The sequence below is a fragment of the Comamonas sp. FG99 genome (assembly GCF_057808605.1).
On record NZ_JBMDII010000013.1, the window covers coordinates 63,696 to 80,887 of the forward strand.

The 17,192-nt window shown below is 71.4% G+C and carries 13 protein-coding genes; 7 read left to right on the forward strand and 6 right to left on the reverse strand.

Going from position 1 to position 17,192, the window contains the following annotated elements:
- Positions 1 to 41 precede the first annotated feature (41 nt).
- The 5 genes from ACODRX_RS10915 to ACODRX_RS10935 all read right to left on the reverse strand — a co-directional run bounded on the left by ACODRX_RS10915 (position 42) and on the right by ACODRX_RS10935 (position 7,221).
- Positions 42 to 1,481: an efflux transporter outer membrane subunit gene (locus ACODRX_RS10915; protein WP_488871516.1), complete on the reverse strand. Its 1,440-nt coding sequence runs from the start codon at positions 1,479 to 1,481 to the stop codon at positions 42 to 44.
- Positions 1,474 to 4,659 carry an efflux RND transporter permease subunit gene (locus tag ACODRX_RS10920; RefSeq protein ID WP_488871517.1) on the reverse strand — a complete coding sequence of 1,062 codons (3,186 nt, stop codon included), beginning with the start codon at positions 4,657 to 4,659 and terminating at the stop codon, positions 1,474 to 1,476. The genes ACODRX_RS10915 and ACODRX_RS10920 overlap by 8 nt, the downstream gene beginning before the upstream one ends.
- A gap of 13 nt (positions 4,660 to 4,672) precedes the next feature.
- Entirely contained in the window at positions 4,673 to 5,827 is a 1,155-nt protein-coding gene (locus ACODRX_RS10925) for an efflux RND transporter periplasmic adaptor subunit (RefSeq protein WP_488871518.1), read from the reverse strand.
- A gap of 138 nt (positions 5,828 to 5,965) precedes the next feature.
- Entirely contained in the window at positions 5,966 to 6,841 is an 876-nt protein-coding gene (locus ACODRX_RS10930) for a helix-turn-helix domain-containing protein (protein ID WP_488871519.1), read from the reverse strand.
- Entirely contained in the window at positions 6,838 to 7,221 is a 384-nt protein-coding gene (locus tag ACODRX_RS10935; RefSeq protein ID WP_488871520.1) for a hypothetical protein, read from the reverse strand. The genes ACODRX_RS10930 and ACODRX_RS10935 overlap by 4 nt, the downstream gene beginning before the upstream one ends.
- A gap of 223 nt (positions 7,222 to 7,444) precedes the next feature.
- On the opposite strand from ACODRX_RS10935, the gene soxR reads away from it, so the two are divergent.
- The 6 genes from soxR to ACODRX_RS10965 all read left to right on the forward strand — a co-directional run bounded on the left by soxR (position 7,445) and on the right by ACODRX_RS10965 (position 16,004).
- Positions 7,445 to 7,930 (forward strand): redox-sensitive transcriptional activator SoxR, encoded by a 486-nt coding sequence (gene soxR, locus ACODRX_RS10940; RefSeq protein WP_488871521.1) that lies wholly within the window; start codon positions 7,445 to 7,447, stop codon positions 7,928 to 7,930.
- A gap of 45 nt (positions 7,931 to 7,975) precedes the next feature.
- The gene (locus ACODRX_RS10945; RefSeq protein ID WP_488871522.1) at positions 7,976 to 8,833 is read left to right on the forward strand and encodes a helix-turn-helix domain-containing protein; all 858 of its coding nucleotides are present in this window, start codon (positions 7,976 to 7,978) and stop codon (positions 8,831 to 8,833) included.
- Positions 8,834 to 8,985: 152 nt separating this feature from the next.
- Entirely contained in the window at positions 8,986 to 10,518 is a 1,533-nt protein-coding gene (locus tag ACODRX_RS10950; protein ID WP_488871523.1) for an efflux transporter outer membrane subunit, read from the forward strand.
- Complete coding sequence (locus tag ACODRX_RS10955; RefSeq protein ID WP_488871524.1) at positions 10,515 to 11,687, forward strand: efflux RND transporter periplasmic adaptor subunit; 1,173 nt, start codon at positions 10,515 to 10,517, stop codon at positions 11,685 to 11,687. The genes ACODRX_RS10950 and ACODRX_RS10955 overlap by 4 nt, the downstream gene beginning before the upstream one ends.
- Before the next feature lie 9 nt (positions 11,688 to 11,696).
- On the forward strand, positions 11,697 to 14,795 hold the full coding sequence (locus tag ACODRX_RS10960) for an efflux RND transporter permease subunit (RefSeq protein WP_488871525.1): 3,099 nt from the start codon (positions 11,697 to 11,699) through the stop codon (positions 14,793 to 14,795).
- 192 nt (positions 14,796 to 14,987) lie between these two features.
- Positions 14,988 to 16,004, forward strand: coding sequence for a Bug family tripartite tricarboxylate transporter substrate binding protein (locus ACODRX_RS10965; RefSeq protein ID WP_488871584.1), 1,017 nt, complete (start codon positions 14,988 to 14,990; stop codon positions 16,002 to 16,004).
- Positions 16,005 to 16,044: 40 nt separating this feature from the next.
- Here ACODRX_RS10965 and ACODRX_RS10970 read toward each other — a convergent pair whose 3' ends face one another.
- Positions 16,045 to 16,416 (reverse strand): hypothetical protein, encoded by a 372-nt coding sequence (locus ACODRX_RS10970; protein ID WP_488871526.1) that lies wholly within the window; start codon positions 16,414 to 16,416, stop codon positions 16,045 to 16,047.
- A gap of 151 nt (positions 16,417 to 16,567) precedes the next feature.
- On the opposite strand from ACODRX_RS10970, the gene ACODRX_RS10975 reads away from it, so the two are divergent.
- Complete coding sequence (locus ACODRX_RS10975; protein ID WP_488871527.1) at positions 16,568 to 17,185, forward strand: 2-hydroxychromene-2-carboxylate isomerase; 618 nt, start codon at positions 16,568 to 16,570, stop codon at positions 17,183 to 17,185.
- The last annotated feature ends 7 nt before the right edge of the window (positions 17,186 to 17,192 follow it).

A 17,192-nucleotide genomic window follows, 5' to 3' on the forward strand; every position in this document is an offset into this window, starting at 1 on the left:
TGTAGAAAGTATCGAGTGCCCGCGCCCAAGGCCTGGCTTCGTCAGCCCGGCACGGCCGGCAGCGCCCCGCCCCAGCCACCGGCCAGCGCCTGGTACAGCGCCACGGCGGCGCGCAGCCCGCGCGCGCGGCTGTCGGCGGCCGCGTCCTGGGCCGCGTACAGATCGCGCTGCGCGTCCAGCACCTCGTACAGGCCCACGCTGCCCAGCTGGTAGCGGCGCAGCGCGAGCTGCTCGGCACGCTGGCGCTGCTCCGCGGCCCGGGCCAGGTGGGCATCCTCGGCACGCGTGCGCTGCAGGCGCACCAGGGCGTTCTCGGTGTCCTCCAGCGCCAGCAGCACGGCCTGCTGGTACTGGGCCAGCGCGGCCTGGGCGCCGGCCTCGCTGGCCGCGATGCGCGCACGCACGCGGCCCACGTCGAGGAAGGACCAGTCCACGCCCAGGAACACACTGCCGGTGGCGCTGCCGCCCTCGAACAGCGATCCGCCATGCAGCGCCGTGCTGCCCAGCAGCCCGCCCAGCGACAGGCGCGGGAACAGGTCGGCCGTGGCCACGCCGATGCGCGCCGTGGCGGCATGCAGGCGCGCCTCGGCCGCGGCCACGTCGGGGCGGCGGCGCAGCAGGCCGGCCGGCGTGCCGGGGTCGATGGCCGGGGGCAGCTGCGGCAGGGCCGACGGCTGCTCCAGCTGTGCGATCAAGGCCTCGGGCACCTGGCCCGTGAGCACGGCCAGGCGGTGCTGGGCCATGGCGATCTGCGCCTGCAGCGCGGGAATGCGCGAGCGCGTGGCCTCCAGCTGGGCCTGGGCGCGCGCCAGGTCGAACTCGGTGCCGCTGCCATGCGTGAGGCGCAGCCGCACCAGGTGCAGGGTGTCCTGCTGGTTGGCGGCGTTGGCCTGGGCCAGGGCCAGGCGCTGCTGCCAGCCGCGCAGGTCTGCATAGCTGCCGGCAACCTGGGCCGCGATGGCCACCTGCAGCGCCGCGAGGTCGGCCGCGCCGGCGCTCAGGTCGGCGTTGCGCGCCTCGATGTTGCGCCGCACGCGGCCGTACAAGTCGATCTCCCAGCTGGCCGCCAAGCCTGCGCTGTAGCTGCGCTGGCTGCGCGGCCCGCCCATGGCTTCGCTCTCGCTGCGCTTTTGTTGCAGCGCCTGGCCCGACATCGTGACCGTGGGCAACTGGCCTGCGCGGCTTTCGCGCAGCAGCGCCTGGGCACCGTCCAGCCGGGCCAGCGCCCCGCGCAGGTCCTGGTTGGCCTGCAAGGCCTGCTCCACCAGTTGCGTGAGCTGCGGGTCATTGAACTGGCGCCAGAAAGCAGCCTCAGCTGCGGCTTGCGGCACAGCCACGCCGGGCTCGGCACGCGCGAATTTCGCGCCGGCCTCGGGCAGCGCCGGCGCCTGAAAGTCGGGCCCGACGGCGCAGCCGGCCACCAGGCTGGCCGCAGCCAGGGCCAGCGCGTGCAGGCGCAGGGGTTTGCGGGTCTCAGGCATTACGGGCCTCCAGAGATGCGGGTGATGCAGGATGTGCCGGCGCATGGCCCGTCAGCGCGCGGCCCAACAGGCGGCGCAGCGTGACGTAGAACACCGGCGTGAGGAACAGGCCGAACAGGGTCACGCCCAACATGCCGGAGAACACCGTCACGCCCGTGGCCGCGCGCACCTCGCTGCCGGCGCCGCTGCCGATGAGCAGGGGCACGGCGCCCGCGATGAAGGCGATCGAGGTCATGACGATGGGGCGCAGCCGCAGGCGGCAGGCCTGCAGCGCGGCATCGACGATGCCCACGCCGCGCAGCTCCAGCTCGCGCGCGAACTCCACGATCAGGATGGCGTTCTTGCAGGCCAGACCCATCAGCACCACCAGGCCCACCTGCACGAAGACGTTGTTGTCCCCTCCCGCCAGCCAGACGCCGAACAGCGCCGCGCAGATGCACACGGGCACGATGAGGATCACGGCCAGCGGCAGCGTCCAGCTCTCGTAGAGCGCGGCCAGCACCAGGAAGACCAGCATCACGGCGATGGCGAAGACCACGGCAGCCGCATTGCTCTGCTCCACCTGCTGGTAGCTGAGGTCGGTCCAGGCCAGCGCTATGCCGCGCGGCAGCGTGCGCTGCGCGATCTCCTGCAGCTTGGCCAGCACCTCGCCCGAGGACAGCACGCGCGGGTCGGAGTCGCCGATCAGGTCGGCCGCCGCAAAGCCGTTGTAGCGCAGCACCGGATCAGGCCCGAAGCTGGGCACCACGGTGACCATGGAGCCTATGGGCACCATCTCGCCGCGCGCATTGCGCGTGCGCAGCTGCGCGATGTCCTCCACGGCCTGGCGATAGTCGGCATCGGCCTGCAGCATCACGCGCCAGACCCGGCCGAAGGCGTTGAAGTCGTTGACGTAGACCGATCCCAGGTAGGCCTGCAGCGTCTGGAACAGATCGGTCAGCGCCACGCCCTGGGCCTTGGCCTTGGTGCGGTCCACCTTGACTTCGAGCTGCGGGATGTTGGACTGGTAGCTGCTGACCGGGTAGGTCATGCCCGGCGTTTTGGCGATCTCGGCCTGGAAGGCCTGCAGCGCCTGCTGCAGCGCCGCGTAGCCCAGGCCCGCGCGGTCCTGCAGGAACAGCGAGTAGCCCGAGCCATTGCCCAGGCCCTGGATGGGCGGCGGCATCAGCGCGTAGGCGAAGCCGCCCTCGATCTGCGCGAACTTGGCGCTCAGCTCGGCATTGATGGCCTGGGCGCTGCGCGTACGCTCGCCAAAGGGCTTGAGCATGATGTAGGAGCTGGTCAGGTTGGGCGTGGTCGTGGACTGCAGCGCATTGAAGCCCGCGAAGGCGGCGACCATGTCCACGCCCTCCACGCTCTTGGCCGCCTCGACCATCTGCCGCGTGACGGCGTCCGTGCGGCCCAGCGAGGCCCCCTCGGGCAGCTTGGCGCCGCCGAACAGGTACAGCTTGTCCTGCAGCGGGATGAAGCCGCCCGGCACGGCCTGGAACAGCACGGCCGTGCCGGCCAGCAGCGCCGCATAGACCCCGAACACCAGGCCGCGGCGGCGCAGCGAATGCCCCACCGAGTTCTGGTAGCCATGGGCGCTGCGCTCGAAGAAGCGGTTGAAGGGCCGGAAGAACCAGCCCAGGCCGCGGTCCAGCCCGCGCGCCAGCAGGTCGCGCGGCGCGCCGCGCGGCTGCAGCAGCTTGGCCGCCAGCGCGGGCGACAGCGTCAGCGAGTTGATGGCCGAGATCACCGTGGAGATGGCGATGGTGACGGCGAACTGCTTGTAGAACTGCCCCGTCACGCCGCTGAGAAAGGCCATGGGCACGAAGACCGCGCACAGCACCAGGGCGATGGCGATGATGGGGCCCGAGACCTCCTTCATCGCCAGGTGCGCCGCCTCCAGCGGCGTGTGCCCTTCCTCGATGTAGCGCTCCACGTTCTCCACCACCACGATGGCGTCGTCCACCACGATGCCGATGGCCAGCACCAGGCCGAACAGGGTCAGCGTGTTGATGGAGTAGCCCAGCAGGTACAGGCCCGCGAAGGTGCCGATGATGGACACCGGCACGGCCAGCAGCGGGATGATGGAGGCGCGCCAGGTCTGCAGGAAGACGATGACCACCAGCACCACCAGGATCACGGCCTCGATCAGCGTGTGCTGCACCGCCTTGATGGAGTCGCGCACGAAGACCGTGGGGTCCCAGACCGACTCGAAGGCCACGCCCTCGGGCAGGTCGCGCGACAGCCTGTCCATGGCCGCGTAGACCTGCTCGGCCACGCCCAGCGCATTCGCGCCCGGCGACAGGAAGATGCCCACGGCCGCCATGTTCTTGGTGTCGCTCCAGGAGCGCAGCGTGTAGTCGCTGGCGCCCAGCTCGATGCGCGCCACGTCGGCCAGGCGCACGAGCTGGCCGTCCGCACCGCTCTTGAGCACGATGGCGCCGAACTCCTCGGGCGTCTTCAGGCGCCCGCGCACATTGATGGACAGCAGCTTGTCCGCGCTCTGGGGGCTGGGCTGGGCGCCCAGCTGGCCGGCCGAGACCTGGATGTTCTGCTCGCGGATGGCCGCGATCACCTCGGGCGCGGTGAGCTGGCGCGCCGCCACCTTGTTCGGGTCGAGCCAGACGCGCATGGCATAGTCGCCCGCGCCGTAGACGCCCACGTCGCCCACGCCCGCAATGCGCGCCAGCTCGTCCTTGATCTTGAGCGTGACGTAGTTGCGCAGGTACAGCGCCTCGTGCCGGCCGTCCCTGGAGACCAGGCCCACGTACATCAGCGGCGTGGACGACTGCTTCTGCGTGGTCACGCCGAACTGGCGCACCTCCTCGGGCAGCCGGCTCTGGGCCTGGCTGACGCGGTTTTGCACCCGCACCGCCGCCGTGTCGGGATCGACCTCGGGCCGGAAGGTGGCCACCACCTGCAGGCTGCCGTCGGACGCCGCGACCGACTTCAGGTACATCAGGCCCTCGACGCCGTTGATGGCCTCCTCCAGCGGCACGGCCACCGACTCGGCGACCTCCTTGGGATTGGCGCCCGGGTAGGTGGCGCGCACCACCACGCTGGGCGGCACGACCTCGGGGTACTCGCCCACGGGCAGCTGCGGAATCGCCACCAGCCCCACGGCGAACAGGATGATGGACAGCACCACCGCGAAGATCGGGCGGTCGATGAAGAATTTGGAGAAATCCATGTGCTTGCCCTGCCTATTGCGCCACCGGCCGCGGGTTGATGTCCATGCCCGGGTAGTAGATGCGCTGCAGCCCGCCAACCACGACGCGCTCGCCCGCGACCAACCCCTTTTCCACCACGCGCCGGCCATCGACCATGCGGCCCAGCGTGAGGTCGCGGCGCTCGGCCTTGTTGCCCGCGCCCACCACGTAGACGTATTTGCGGTCCTGGTCGGTGAGCACCGCCTTGTCGTCGATCAGCAGCGCCTGCTGCCCGCCGCCGCCTTGCCCCGCCTGCATTTGCACGCGTGCGAACAGGCCTGGCGTCAGCAGCCGGCCGGGGTTGGGCAGGCGCGCGCGCAGGCGCATCGTGCCGGTGCCCGGCTGCAGCTGGTTATCGGTGAAGTCCAGCACTCCCGCATGCGGAAAGCCCTCGTCGCTGGCCAGGCCCACGCGCACCGGCCGCCCTGCGCGCTGCCGGCCATCCTGGCCCTGGTAGCGCAGAAAGCTGTGCTCGTCGGCATCGAAATACACATAGACCGGATCTTGCGAGACCAGCGTGGCCAGCACGCTCTGGTCGGCCTGGGCCATGTTGCCCACCGTGAGCAGCGCGCGCCCGGCACGGCCGGCGATCGGCGCGCGCACCTCGGTGAAGTCGAGGCTGAGCCTGGCGGCGGCCAGCTCGGCCTCGGCCGCGCGCACCTGGGCCTGCGCCTGCGCCAGGGTGCCGGCACGGGTGTCGGCCTCCTCGCGCGAGACGGCATGCTCGGCCACCAGCTGGCGGGCGCGCTGGTCCTGCGTGCGGGCCAGCGCCGCCGCGGCGCGCGCGCGTTCGAGCTGGGCCTGGGCGCTGGCCAGCGCCGCGCGGTAGGGGCGCGGGTCGATCACGAACAGCAGCTGGCCTTTCTTCACCTCCTGGCCTTCGGTGAAGGCAATGCGCTCGATGTAGCCCGACACGCGCGGGCGCAGCTGCACGGAATCGATGGCATCGACACGGCCATTGAACTCGTCCCAGACACGCACGCCGGACGGCACGACTTCGGCCACCAGCACCTCGGGGGCGGGTGGCGGGCCATCGCCGGCATGGGCATCGCCCACGGCCTGCGGGCGGCAGCCGGCCACCAGGGCCAGCGCCGCGACGGCGCTGCCCAGCAACATATGCCGCAGCGGCGGCGCTTGGAAGACGGACATGGGACTCTCTCCTTCAGGAAACTGCCGTGCACGGTGTGCTGCGGCGTTTTGCGGTGTTTTGCGGCGTTTTTCGGGCACAGCCGTCCCTGCGCGGCGCGCGGCCCGCGAGACGTTGTGGAAAACGGGTGGTGGCGGGTCTCAGGCCCCGGGCACGGGCGGCGGCCGGGGCCAGGCCGGCTGCGGCGGCGCGCTGCGCTGCGCCAGGAAGCGGCGCGGCGAGGTGCCCACCGCCTTGCGGAACATGGTCACGAAGGCCGGCGCGCTTTCATAGCCGAGGGCATCGGCCACGGTCTGGATGCGCTGCCCATCGGACAGCTGCCGCAGCGCGGTGAGCACATGCAGCTGGCGGCGCCACTGGTTGACCGTGAGGCCGGTCTCGGCCAGGAACAAACGGGTCATGCTGCGCTCGCTCATGCCTATGCGCTGCGCCCAGTCGGCCAGCCGCGCCTGCAGCTGCGGCTCGGCGCACAGGGCGCCGGTCATGCGGCGCAGGCGCTGGTCGCGCGGCAGCGGCAGGTGCAGGCCTTCGGACTGCGCCGCCTGGATCTCGTCGAGCAGCACTTGCATCAGCCGGCCGTCGGCACCATCGAGGCGGTAGTGCTGCGGCAGGGCCTGCACGCGCTCCAGCAGCGCGCGCAGGAAGGGCGAGACGGCCAGTGCATGGCAGGGGCCGGCCAGGGGGCGCGCCGCCCCCGCCGCCACGAAGACGATGTAGCCGCTGGCCGCGCCGCTGCAGCTGACGCGGTGCGGCATGCCGCCCTCGATCCAGGCGGCGCTGCGCGGCGGCACCACGCAGACGCCGGCATCGGTCTCCAGCGTGATCAACCCCGCGTGCGTGACCATGAGCTGGCTCTTGCGGTGGGCATGGAAGCCCATGCCCCAATCCCCCGGGCCCGAGTGCATGGGCAGCACGATCACCGGGCGATTCACCTGGTCGGGGTCCCACACCTCGGCCTGAGCCAGCAACAAGGAGGTATCCACGGCATTCATCGCTTCGTCCTCAATCCAGCTCAATCACGCTCAAGCAGCTGCAATGCGCGCTCGCGCGCCTCTTGCGTGGAGGCCACCAGCAGCATCGGATAGCCCCAGGCCTTGCCGAACATCTGCGCGAAGGCCTGGGCCTGCTCGCGCTTGTGCGCATCGGGCTCGGCGTGGACCAGGGCGCGCACCAGGCTTTTGAGCTCGGCGCGGCGGGCCTTCATCCACAGCACCACCTGCTTGCGCTCCTCGGGCGAGCGCTCCTCCTGCGACATGTCGCCGTCGCTGTAGAAGACAAAGGCCTGGCCGCGATCGAGCAGGGCCGAGAAGTCCGCCAGCAAGCGGTCCACGGGCACGGCCTTGTCGCGCTCGTAGCCCATGCGGACCAGGGGATAGCTGCTGCTGTCGATGTACATGGAAACCTCCTGCGTATGCCGATCAATAAAAATGAGACTCATTACTTTATGGGCCACGGGCAACTGCGTCATTGCAGCGTTCGGCCAAAGAATTTCGCGCTCCGGCCAGCATGCCTTCATGGACAGCAACCGCGGGCTTGCCCGGCGGCTGCGCTATCGCTGAGAATGGCTGCATTCTTCAAGTTCAAGTGAACTTGAAGTCAAGCCACGAAGGAAAGCCAACATGAAAACTGGGGATGATCCGCTGCTGAGCATCGGCGAGGTCGCGCAGCGCAGCGGCGTCAAGGCCTCGGCGCTGCGCTTCTACGAATCGCTGGCGCTGATCGAGTCGGTGCGCAGCGCCAGCGGCCACCGCCGCTACCACCGCTCCTCGCTGCGGCGCATCGCCTTCGTGGTGTTCGCGCAGCGCATCGGCTTCACGCTGGAGGAGATCGCCGAGCAGCTGGCGCGGCTGCCCAGCCGCCACGTACCCACGGGCGCGGACTGGCAGAGGATGTCGCGGGTCTGGAAGCAGCGCCTGGACGAGCGCATGGGCGAGCTGCAGCGGCTGAGCGAAAGCCTGGACCAGTGCATTGGCTGCGGCTGCCTGTCGCTGCGCCACTGCGTGCTGCACAACCCCGGCGACCTGTGCGCGCAAAACGGCCCGGGGCCGCGCCGCTGGCTGGGCGACGCGCCGCCCACGCTGCCGGCAAATCCAGCCCGCCGGTAGGCGATTCGCGCGCCACCGGGGCGAGGCCCAGGCACAATCGCCGGCATGCCGCATCCGCCGCCCCTTCCGCCCGCCGCGCTGCAACTGCCTTGCGCCGCGCTGGCGGGCTGCGTGCGCGCCTACATCTGGCGCGACCTGGCCGCGCTGCCGCCCACCGCGCCATGCGATACGCGCGTGCCCGCCGGCCCCTATCCCGGGCTGTCGTGGCTGGTGCGCGGCGCGGAGGTGCTGAACGAATGCGCGGGCCAGGCGGTGAACCTGCCCTTGCCCGTGATCGGCATCTCGGGCGCGCACCGCCACCCCTTCCACTCAAGCTCGGCGCCGGGCACCGATTTCTTCTGCGTCGCCTTCCAGCCCGGCGCGCTGGCCTGGCTGACCGGGCTGGATCTGCATCCGCTGACCGACGCCATGCAGGATGCGGCTGCCTGGCTGGCGGCGCTGGGCGACTGGAGCGAATGGCTGCAGGCCATGCTGGCCGCGCCCGATCACGGCGCGCGCATCGCGCTGGCCGAGGCCTTCTTGCTGCCGCGCTGGGCCACGGTGCGGCGCAGCCATGCCGACTGGCTGCCGCTGCTGGAGCAGGGCTTTCGCCGCGAGGCCCGCCAGGCCCTGGCCGAGCGCCTGGGCTGGACACAGCGCCACCTGCAGCGGCGCGTGCGCAGCATGACCGGGCTGCGCGCCGGCGAGGTCGAGCGCATGCTGCGCGTCGAACAGGCGCTGCTGGCCATGCGCGACGCCAACGCATCGACGCTGGAGGCGGCGCTGGACAGCGGCTATGCCGACCAGGCCCATTTCAGCCGCGAGGCGCGCACGCTGTTCGAGCTGCCCCCCGGCACGCTGCGCGAGCACATGCTCGGCAGCGCCGCCCATGCGGCCGACGCCCACTGGCTGCTGCGGCGCTAACCCCACCAGCCGATGCGCCGCGCCGGCCACTTTCCCCGCGCAGGTCGCTTTCGTTCAATACGCGCGCGCCGACATTGCAGAAGATACGCGCCTGCCGGATTGCACCGGCGCGGCAAGTGGTCTTGGGACCATCCGCAAAAATAGCCATCTCCATGAACCAAGCATCCCCATCTTCACGCCCGCCGCGCCCCGGCCCCAGGCCTTTGGCCCGGGCCGCGCTGGCCGTGGCGGCGGCCGCCGCCACGGCGGCTCTCGCGGGCTGCGCCATCGGGCGGCCGCCCGCGCGCGTCGATGCGCTCGCGCCGGCGCAGTGGCATGCCACGCTGCCGGCGCAGCCACCGCAACAGCCACAGGCCAACGGCCTGCCCCATGGCGGCACGGTACCCGGCCTGGCCCACTGGTGGGCACAGGCCGGCGACCCGGCATTGGCGGCGCTGATCGATGCCGCCCAGGCCGCCAGCCCCACCGTGGCCAGCGCCGCCGCGCGCATTGCCGAGGCCCGCGCCGCGCAGGTGCAGGCGGGCGCGGCGATGCTGCCCAGCCTGGACGGCAGCGTCTCGGCATCGCGCGGCAACACCATGGCATCGGGCATCAACACCGGCTCGTCGGCGCTGCCGGCGATGACGACGCTGCAGGCCGGCCTGCAGGCCAGCTGGGAGATCGACCTGCTGGGCGGCCTGCGCGCGGGGCGCGACGCCGCGAATGCGCGCGCCGCCGGCGCCCAGGCCCGCTGGCACGACGCGCGCGTGTCGGTGGCGGCCGAAACCGCCAATGCCTACTACGCCGAGCGCAGCTGCACGCTGCAGCTGGCGGTGGCCGAGTCCGACACCCGTTCGCGCCAGCAGACCGCGCAGCTCACGCAGCTGTCGGCCAACGCCGGCTTCACCGCCCCGGCCGATGCGGCGCTGGCCCGCGCCAGTGCCGCCGATGCCCGGGCGCACCTCAGCCAGCAGCGCACCCAGTGCGCGGTGCTGCGCCAGGCCCTGGTGGCGCTGACGGGCCTGCCCGCCAGCGAGATCGACCAGGGCCTGGCCCGGCGCCCGGCCAGCGTGGAGCCGCCCTCCGCGCTGCCGGTGGTGGACCAGGTGCCGGCCCGCGTGCTGGCCCAGCGCCCCGACGTGCGTGCGGCCGAGCTGGCCGTGGCGGCCGCCAGCGCCGAGGTCGGCCAGAGCGAAGCCCAGCGCTACCCGCGCCTGGCGCTGTCGGGCTCGGTCGCCGCGATGCGGCTGAGCGCCGCCGGCACGCAGCAGTCGCTGAACACCTGGAGCATTGGCCCGCTGTCGCTGAGCGTGCCGCTGTTCGACGGCGGCACCCGCGCCGCCAACACCGAGGCGGCCCATGCGCGCTACGACGAGGCCGTGTCGCAGTACCGCGCCAGCGTGCGCCAGGCGGTGCGCGAGGTGGAGGAGGCCCTGCTCAACCTGCGGGGCACGGCCGAGCGCGCCGCCGATGCCGACCTGGCGGTGCAGAACTACCAGGCCTCGTTCGATGCCGTGCAAGCGCGCCAGGCCAGCGGCCTGGCCAGCCTGTTCGAGCTGGAAGACGGCCGGCGCACCCTGTTTGCCGCGCAGACCGCGCGCGTGGGCCTGCAGCGCGAGCGCGCACAGGCCTGGGTGGCGCTGTACCGCGCGCTGGGCGGCGGCTATGAGCCGCCCGCGCCACCGAACCATTCACCATCGCCATGAAACACACCACCAAACGCCTTCTGCTCGCCGCCATTGCCATTCTCGTGATCGGCGGGCTTGCCGCCGCCTGGCAGCTGCGCAAGCCTGCGCCGGCCGCAACCACCGCAGCGGCCCCAGCGCCGGCTGAAGCCTCCGCCACCCGGCCCGCGCTGGCCGTGAGCGTCGCCGTGCCCGAATCCATGGAGCTGGCGCAGACGCTGGCCGCCAATGGCAATATCGCCGCCTGGCAGGAAGCGGCCGTCGGTTCGGAATCCAACGGCCTGCGCCTGGCCGAGGTGCGGGTGAACGTGGGCGACCAGGTCAGGAAAGGCCAGGTGCTCGCGGTGTTTGCCGGCGATACCGTGCAGGCCGAGCTGGCGCGCCTGCGGGCCAACCTGGCCGAGGCCGAGGCCCAGGCCGCCGACGCCCAGGGCAATGCCGAGCGGGCGCGCACGCTGGAAAAGACCGGCGCCCTGAGCCAGCAGCAGATCAACCAGTACCTGACCGCGGCGCAGACGGCCAAGGCCCGGGTGGAGGCGGCGCGCGCCGCCGCCGCGGCCCAGCAGGTGCACAGCCGCAACACGCAGGTGCTGGCGCCCGACAGCGGCGTGATCTCGGCGCGCAGCGCCACGGTGGGCAGCGTGGTCAACGCGGGCACGGAGCTGTTCCGCCTGGTGCGCCAGGGCCGGCTGGAGTGGCGCGCCGAGGTCGCCTCCAGCGCGCTGGCGCGCATCGCCCCCGGCACCCCGGCGGTGGTGACGGCCGCCAGCGGCGAGCAGCTGCGCGGCACGGTGCGCGTGGTGGCGCCCACGGTGGACCCGCAGACGCGCAATGCGCTGGTGTATGTGGACCTGCCGGATGCGATGCGCCATGCCGGCGTCAAGGCCGGCATGTTCGCCAGCGGCGAGTTCGTGCTGGGCAAGAGCGCCGCGCTCACGGTGCCGCTGGCGGCCATCGTGCCGCGCGACGGCTTCAACCATGTGCTGCTGCTGCAGCCGGACAGCCATGTACGGCTGCTCAAGGTGCAGACCGGCCGGCGCGTGGGCGAGCGGGTGGAGATCACCTCCGAGCTGCCCCGCGAGGCGCGCATCGTGGCCCAGGGCGCCGGCTTCCTGAACGACGGCGACCTGGTGCGCGAGATCGCGACCCCGGCCGCGCCATCCACCGCCAATGCAGCCGCGGCGCAATAAGGACCGGCCATGAATCTTTCCGCCTGGTCCATCCGCAATCCGATTCCGGCGCTGATGCTCTTCGTGCTGCTGACGCTGGCGGGGCTGTTCTCGTTCAAGTCCATGAAGGTGCAGAACTTTCCGGACATGGACTTGCCGGTGGTCATCGTCACCGCCGCGCTGCCCGGCGCCTCGCCCACGCAGCTGGAGAACGACGTGGCGCGCAAGATCGAGAACTCGATCGCCACGCTGCAGGGCCTCAAGCACATCACCAGCACGCTGACCGACGGCGCGGCCACCATCGCGGCCGAGTTCGTGCTCGAAAAGCCCATCCAGGAGGCGGTGGACGATGTGCGCTCGGCCGTCAGCCGGGTGCGCTCGGACATGCCCGCCGACCTGCGCGACCCCATCGTCACCAAGCTCGACCTGGCGGCCCAGCCGATCCTGGCCTTCGCGATCTCATCGGACCGGCTCGACGACGAGGGCCTGTCGTGGTTCGTGGACGACACGGTGGCGCGGCGCCTGATGGCGGTGCGCGGCGTGGGCGCGGTCAACCGCGTGGGCGGCGCCACGCGCGAGATCCGCGTGGCGCTCGAGCCGGCCCGGCTGCAGGCGCTGAACGCCACCGCGGCCGATGTATCGCACCGGCTGCGCCAGGTGCAGCTGGAGAGCGCCGGCGGGCGCGCCGACCTGGGCGGCGCCGAGCAGCCGGTGCGCACCATCGCCACCGTGCAGTCGGCCGACGAGCTGCGGCGCATGCAGATCCCGCTGCCCGACGGCCGCCGCATCGCGCTGGCCGACGTGGCCACGGTGCAGGACACGGTGGCCGAGCCGCGCGCCGCCGCGCTGCTCAATGGCAAGCGGGTGGTGGGCTTCGAGGTGGCGCGCAGCCGTGGCGCCAGCGAGGTGGAGGTGGGCGCCGCGGTCGAGGCCGCGCTGGCGCAGCTGCAAAAGGACCATCCCGACATCCACCTCACCCGCACGCTGGACTTCGTGAAGATCGCCTCCGACGAGTACGGCGCCTCGATGCAGCTGCTGTACGAGGGCGCGGTGCTGGCGGTGCTGGTGGTGTGGCTGTTCCTGCGCGACTGGCGGGCCACCATCGTCTCGGCGGTGGCGCTGCCGCTGTCGGTGATACCGGCCTTCATCGGCATGTACCTGCTGGGCTTCTCGATCAACATCATCACGCTGCTGGCGCTGTCGCTGGTGATCGGCATCCTGGTGGACGACGCGATCGTCGAGGTGGAGAACATCGTGCGCCACCTGCGCATGGGCAAGACCCCCTACCAGGCGGCGATGGAGGCGGCCGACGAGATCGGCCTGGCCGTCGTCGCCACCACCTTCACGCTGATCGCGGTCTTCCTGCCCACCGCCTTCATGAGCGGCGTGGTGGGCAAGTTCTTCAAGCAGTTCGGCTGGACCGCGTCGCTCGCGGTGTTCGCCTCGCTGGTGGTGGCGCGGCTGCTGACGCCGATGATGGCGGCCTACATGCTCAAGCCGCTGGTCAAGCCCGAGCGCGAGCCCACCTGGCTGGCCTGGTACATGCGCGCCGCGCAGGCCTGCCTGCGCCACCGCTGGCGCACCATGATCGGCGCCACGCTGTTCTTCGCCGGCTCGCTGGCGCTGATCCCGCTGCTGCCCTCTGGCTTCATACCGCCGGACGACAACGTCCAGACCCAGGTGCGGGTGGAGCTGCCGCCGGGCGCGAAGCTGGAGCAGACCATCGCCACGGCCGAGCAGGTGCGCCAGCGCCTGCTCAAGCTCGAGCACATCGGCGACATCTACACCGCCATCGGCGCGGGCAGCGCCGGGGCCGATCCGTTCTCGGGCAACTTCGTCGAGGCGCGCAAGGCCACGCTCACGCTGCAGCTGGCGCCGCGCGGCACGCGGCCGAAGAAGCAGGTGATCGAGCAGCGCATCCGCGAGGCGCTGGCCGACCTGCCCGGCGTGCGCTGGGGCGTGGGCCTGGGCGGCTCGAACGACAAGTACCTGCTGGCGCTGTCCAGCCAGGACCCGCATGCGCTGCGCGAAGCGGCCACCGAGGTGGAGCGCGAGCTGCGCACCATCCCCGGCATCGGCAACGTGACCTCGCTGGCCGGCCTGGTGCGGCCCGAGATCGTGGTGCGGCCCGACTTCGCCCGCGCCGCCGACCTGGGCGTGACCAGCGCCGCCATCGCCGATACGCTGCGCGTGGCCACGCTGGGCGACTACGAGAACCAGCTGCCCAAGCTCAACCTCGCCGAGCGGCAGGTGCCGATCATGGTGCGCCTGGCGGACGGCGCCCGCCAGGACCTGGATCTGCTCGCCCGCCTGGCCGTGCCCGGCGCCCACGGCCCGGTGCGCCTGGGCGAGGTGGCAAGCCTCACGCTGGCCGGCGGCCCGGCGGTGATCAGCCGCTACGACCGCGCGCGCAACATGAACTTCGAGATCGAGCTGGGCGAGCGCGGGCTCAACGACGTGACCGAGGCGGTGCGCAAGCTGCCCGCGGTCAAGAGCCTGCCGGCCAGCGTGCGCATCATCGACGTGGGCGACGCCGAAGCCATGGGCGAGCTGTTCACCGGCTTCGGCCTGGCGATGCTGACCGGCGTGGTCTGCATCTACATCGTGCTGGTGCTGCTGTTCAAGGACTTCCTGCAGCCCGCCACCATCCTCGCGGCGCTGCCGCTGTCGCTGGGCGGCGCCTTCGTGGGGCTGCTGCTGGCGGGCAAGAGCTTCTCCATGCCCTCGCTGATCGGCCTCATCATGCTGATGGGCGTGGCCACCAAGAACTCCATCCTGCTGGTGGAGTACGCCATCGTTGCGCGCCGCGATCGCGGCCTGAGCCGCTGGGACGCGCTGCTCGACGCCTGCCACAAGCGCGCCCGCCCCATCATCATGACCACGCTGGCCATGGGCGCCGGCATGCTGCCCATCGCGGTGGGCTGGGGCGCGGCCGACGCGAGCTTCCGCTCGCCGATGGCCACCGCGGTGATCGGCGGGCTGATCACCTCCACCGTGCTCAGCCTGCTGGTGGTGCCGGCGGTGTTCACCTATGTGGACGACGTGGAGCAATGGCTGCGCCGCAGCGTGCGGCGCCTGCGCGGCCAGCCGCCGCAGCCGGCGCCCGCCCTTTCTGCGCCACGGGAATAGGAGCTGCCAACACAACCCAGCAAATCGAAGATTTGCGGTTGAGACGAGGCGCGAAGCCGTAGGCAGTACGGTAGTACGACAAGGCGAAGCAACGACGTATCAAGGGTTGTGTTGGCAGCTCTAAGCACATGGCGCCAGGGCATGAGACTCTGGGCACAATACCGGTTTCACGAACCGCACACGCCCACTGCCATGCCCAAGAGCTTCACCCGCCGCATCCTGTGCTCCGCGCTGGCCGCCGCCGCCATCGGCGCGGCCCTGCCCACTGCCGCCATGGCGGCCAGCGGCGATGCCGCCGGCTACCCCAGGCAGCTCATCACGCTGGTGATGACCTTCAACGCCGGCTCGGGCGTGGACGTGGTGGCGCGGCTGATCCAGGACCCGCTGGCCAAGGAGCTGGGCCAGCCCATCGTCATCGACTACAAGCCCGGCGCGGGCGGCAACATCGCCAGTGAATACGTGGCCCGCGCCAAGCCCGACGGCTACACGCTGATCTTCGGCACCGCGGCCACGCACGGCGTGAACGCCGCGCTGTACAAGAACCTGCCGTTCGATGTGGAAAAGGACTTCGTGCCGGTGGCGCCGGTGGTGGACGTCTCCAACGTGCTCACCGTCAACCCCAAGGTGCTCGACGTGCACGACCTCGCCGGGTTCGTGCGCGCGGTCAAGGCGCAGCCGGGCAAGTACAACTTCGCCTCCACCGGCAACGGCACCGGCACGCAGATGGCGTTTGCCGAATTCAACCACCGCCTGGGGCTGGACATGATCCACGTCCCCTACAAGGGCGGCCCGGAGGCGATCCTCTCGGTGGTGCGCGGCGAGACCTGCTGCATCATGAACCAGGTGCAGACCGTGCTGCCGCACTACAAGGACGGCAAGGTGCGCCTGCTGGGCGTGACCACCGCCAAACCGGTGGCGGCCGTGCCCGAGGTGCCCACCATCGCCGCCAGCGGCCTGCCCGGCAGCAAGGGCTTCGACAGCTCGATCTGGTTCGGCATCTTCGCACCCAAGGACACGGATGCGGCCATCGTGGCCCGGCTCAATGCCGCCGTGCAAAAGGTGCTGCAGCAGCCGGATGTCAGGCAGCGGCTGGAGCAGATGGGCAACACCGTGCGCCTGGAGAGCCCGGCGCAGTTCAAGCAGACGGTGCACGACAACCGCCTCAAATGGGCCGAGGTGGTGAAGGCCGCCCACATCAGCATCCAGTAACCAGCAGCCACCCGCTCAATGCGGGAGGCCGCAGCAGAAGTTAGCGCACACTCAACCCCAAACCCGGCTGCCCCCGCACACGCACGCGGGCGGTGGTATCGGCCGGCGACAGCGCGACGCCTTGCAGCCCGGCCAGGCTGCGCTGGGCCGGGCCCGCCGCCTTGCGCCCGGCATCGGCCGCCGCCTGGCCGCGCGCCGAGGCCGCGCCACCCTGCGCCGCAGCGCGCCCCCGGGCATCGGTCTTGCCCGTGGCGCCGGCGCCCTGGCCCCAGGCCGGGCCTGCGGCATCCATCCCTGCGTCGGCAGCGGTCGGCACGCCCAGCCCCAGGCCCGCCGCATGGGCCGGCAGGCCGCCGGCCAGCGCCGCCAGCAGCGCCGCCGCCGAGATGGAACGCAGAGACAACTTCATCATGGACAGCTCCCAGGCTGTTGGACAGGACTGCAGTCTAGCCTGCCAGGCTGTTACATCAACGTCCCTCGTGCAGAGCTTGTAACCAGGTTTCACGGTGCAGCAAGCACCAGAACACCGGTACCGCCAGCCCCGATGCAAAGATAATCGGAGGATGACCGAGCTCGAACTCTTCTACACCCTGTCGTCGCCCTGGGCCTATTTTGCCGGGCCGCGCGTGCAGGAGCTGGTGCGCCGCCATGGCGTGAAACTGCTGCTCAAGCCCTATGACTTCCAGGCGGTGGTGCCGCAGACCGGCGGCATCCCGCTCAAGACCCGGCCCGAGGCGCGCCGCAGCTACCATGCGCTGGAGCTGGACCGCTGGCGCCAGCACCTGGGCATGCCGCTGAACCTGGAGCCCCGCTACTACCCCAAGGGCGCACCCACCGACCCCGCCTGGAACAAGAAGCCGGGCTGGATGGTGATCGCCGCGCAGAACCAGGGGCTCGACGCCCAGCCGCTGTCGCAGGCGCTCCTGCGCGCGCTGTGGGCCGAGGAGCAGGACACCTCGCAGGCCGAGGTCCGGATCGCCGTCGCCAACGCCGCCGGCTATGATGGCGCTGCGCTGCAAGCGCTGGAAGACTCGCCCGACACCCAGGCCAGCTACCGCCGCTACAGCGACGAGGCCGTGGCCAAGGGCATCTTCGGCTCACCGATCTTCGTACTGGACGGCGAACGCTTCTGGGGCCAGGACCGGCTCGACTTCGTGGAGCGGGCGCTGCAGCGGCGCTGAGCGGTTT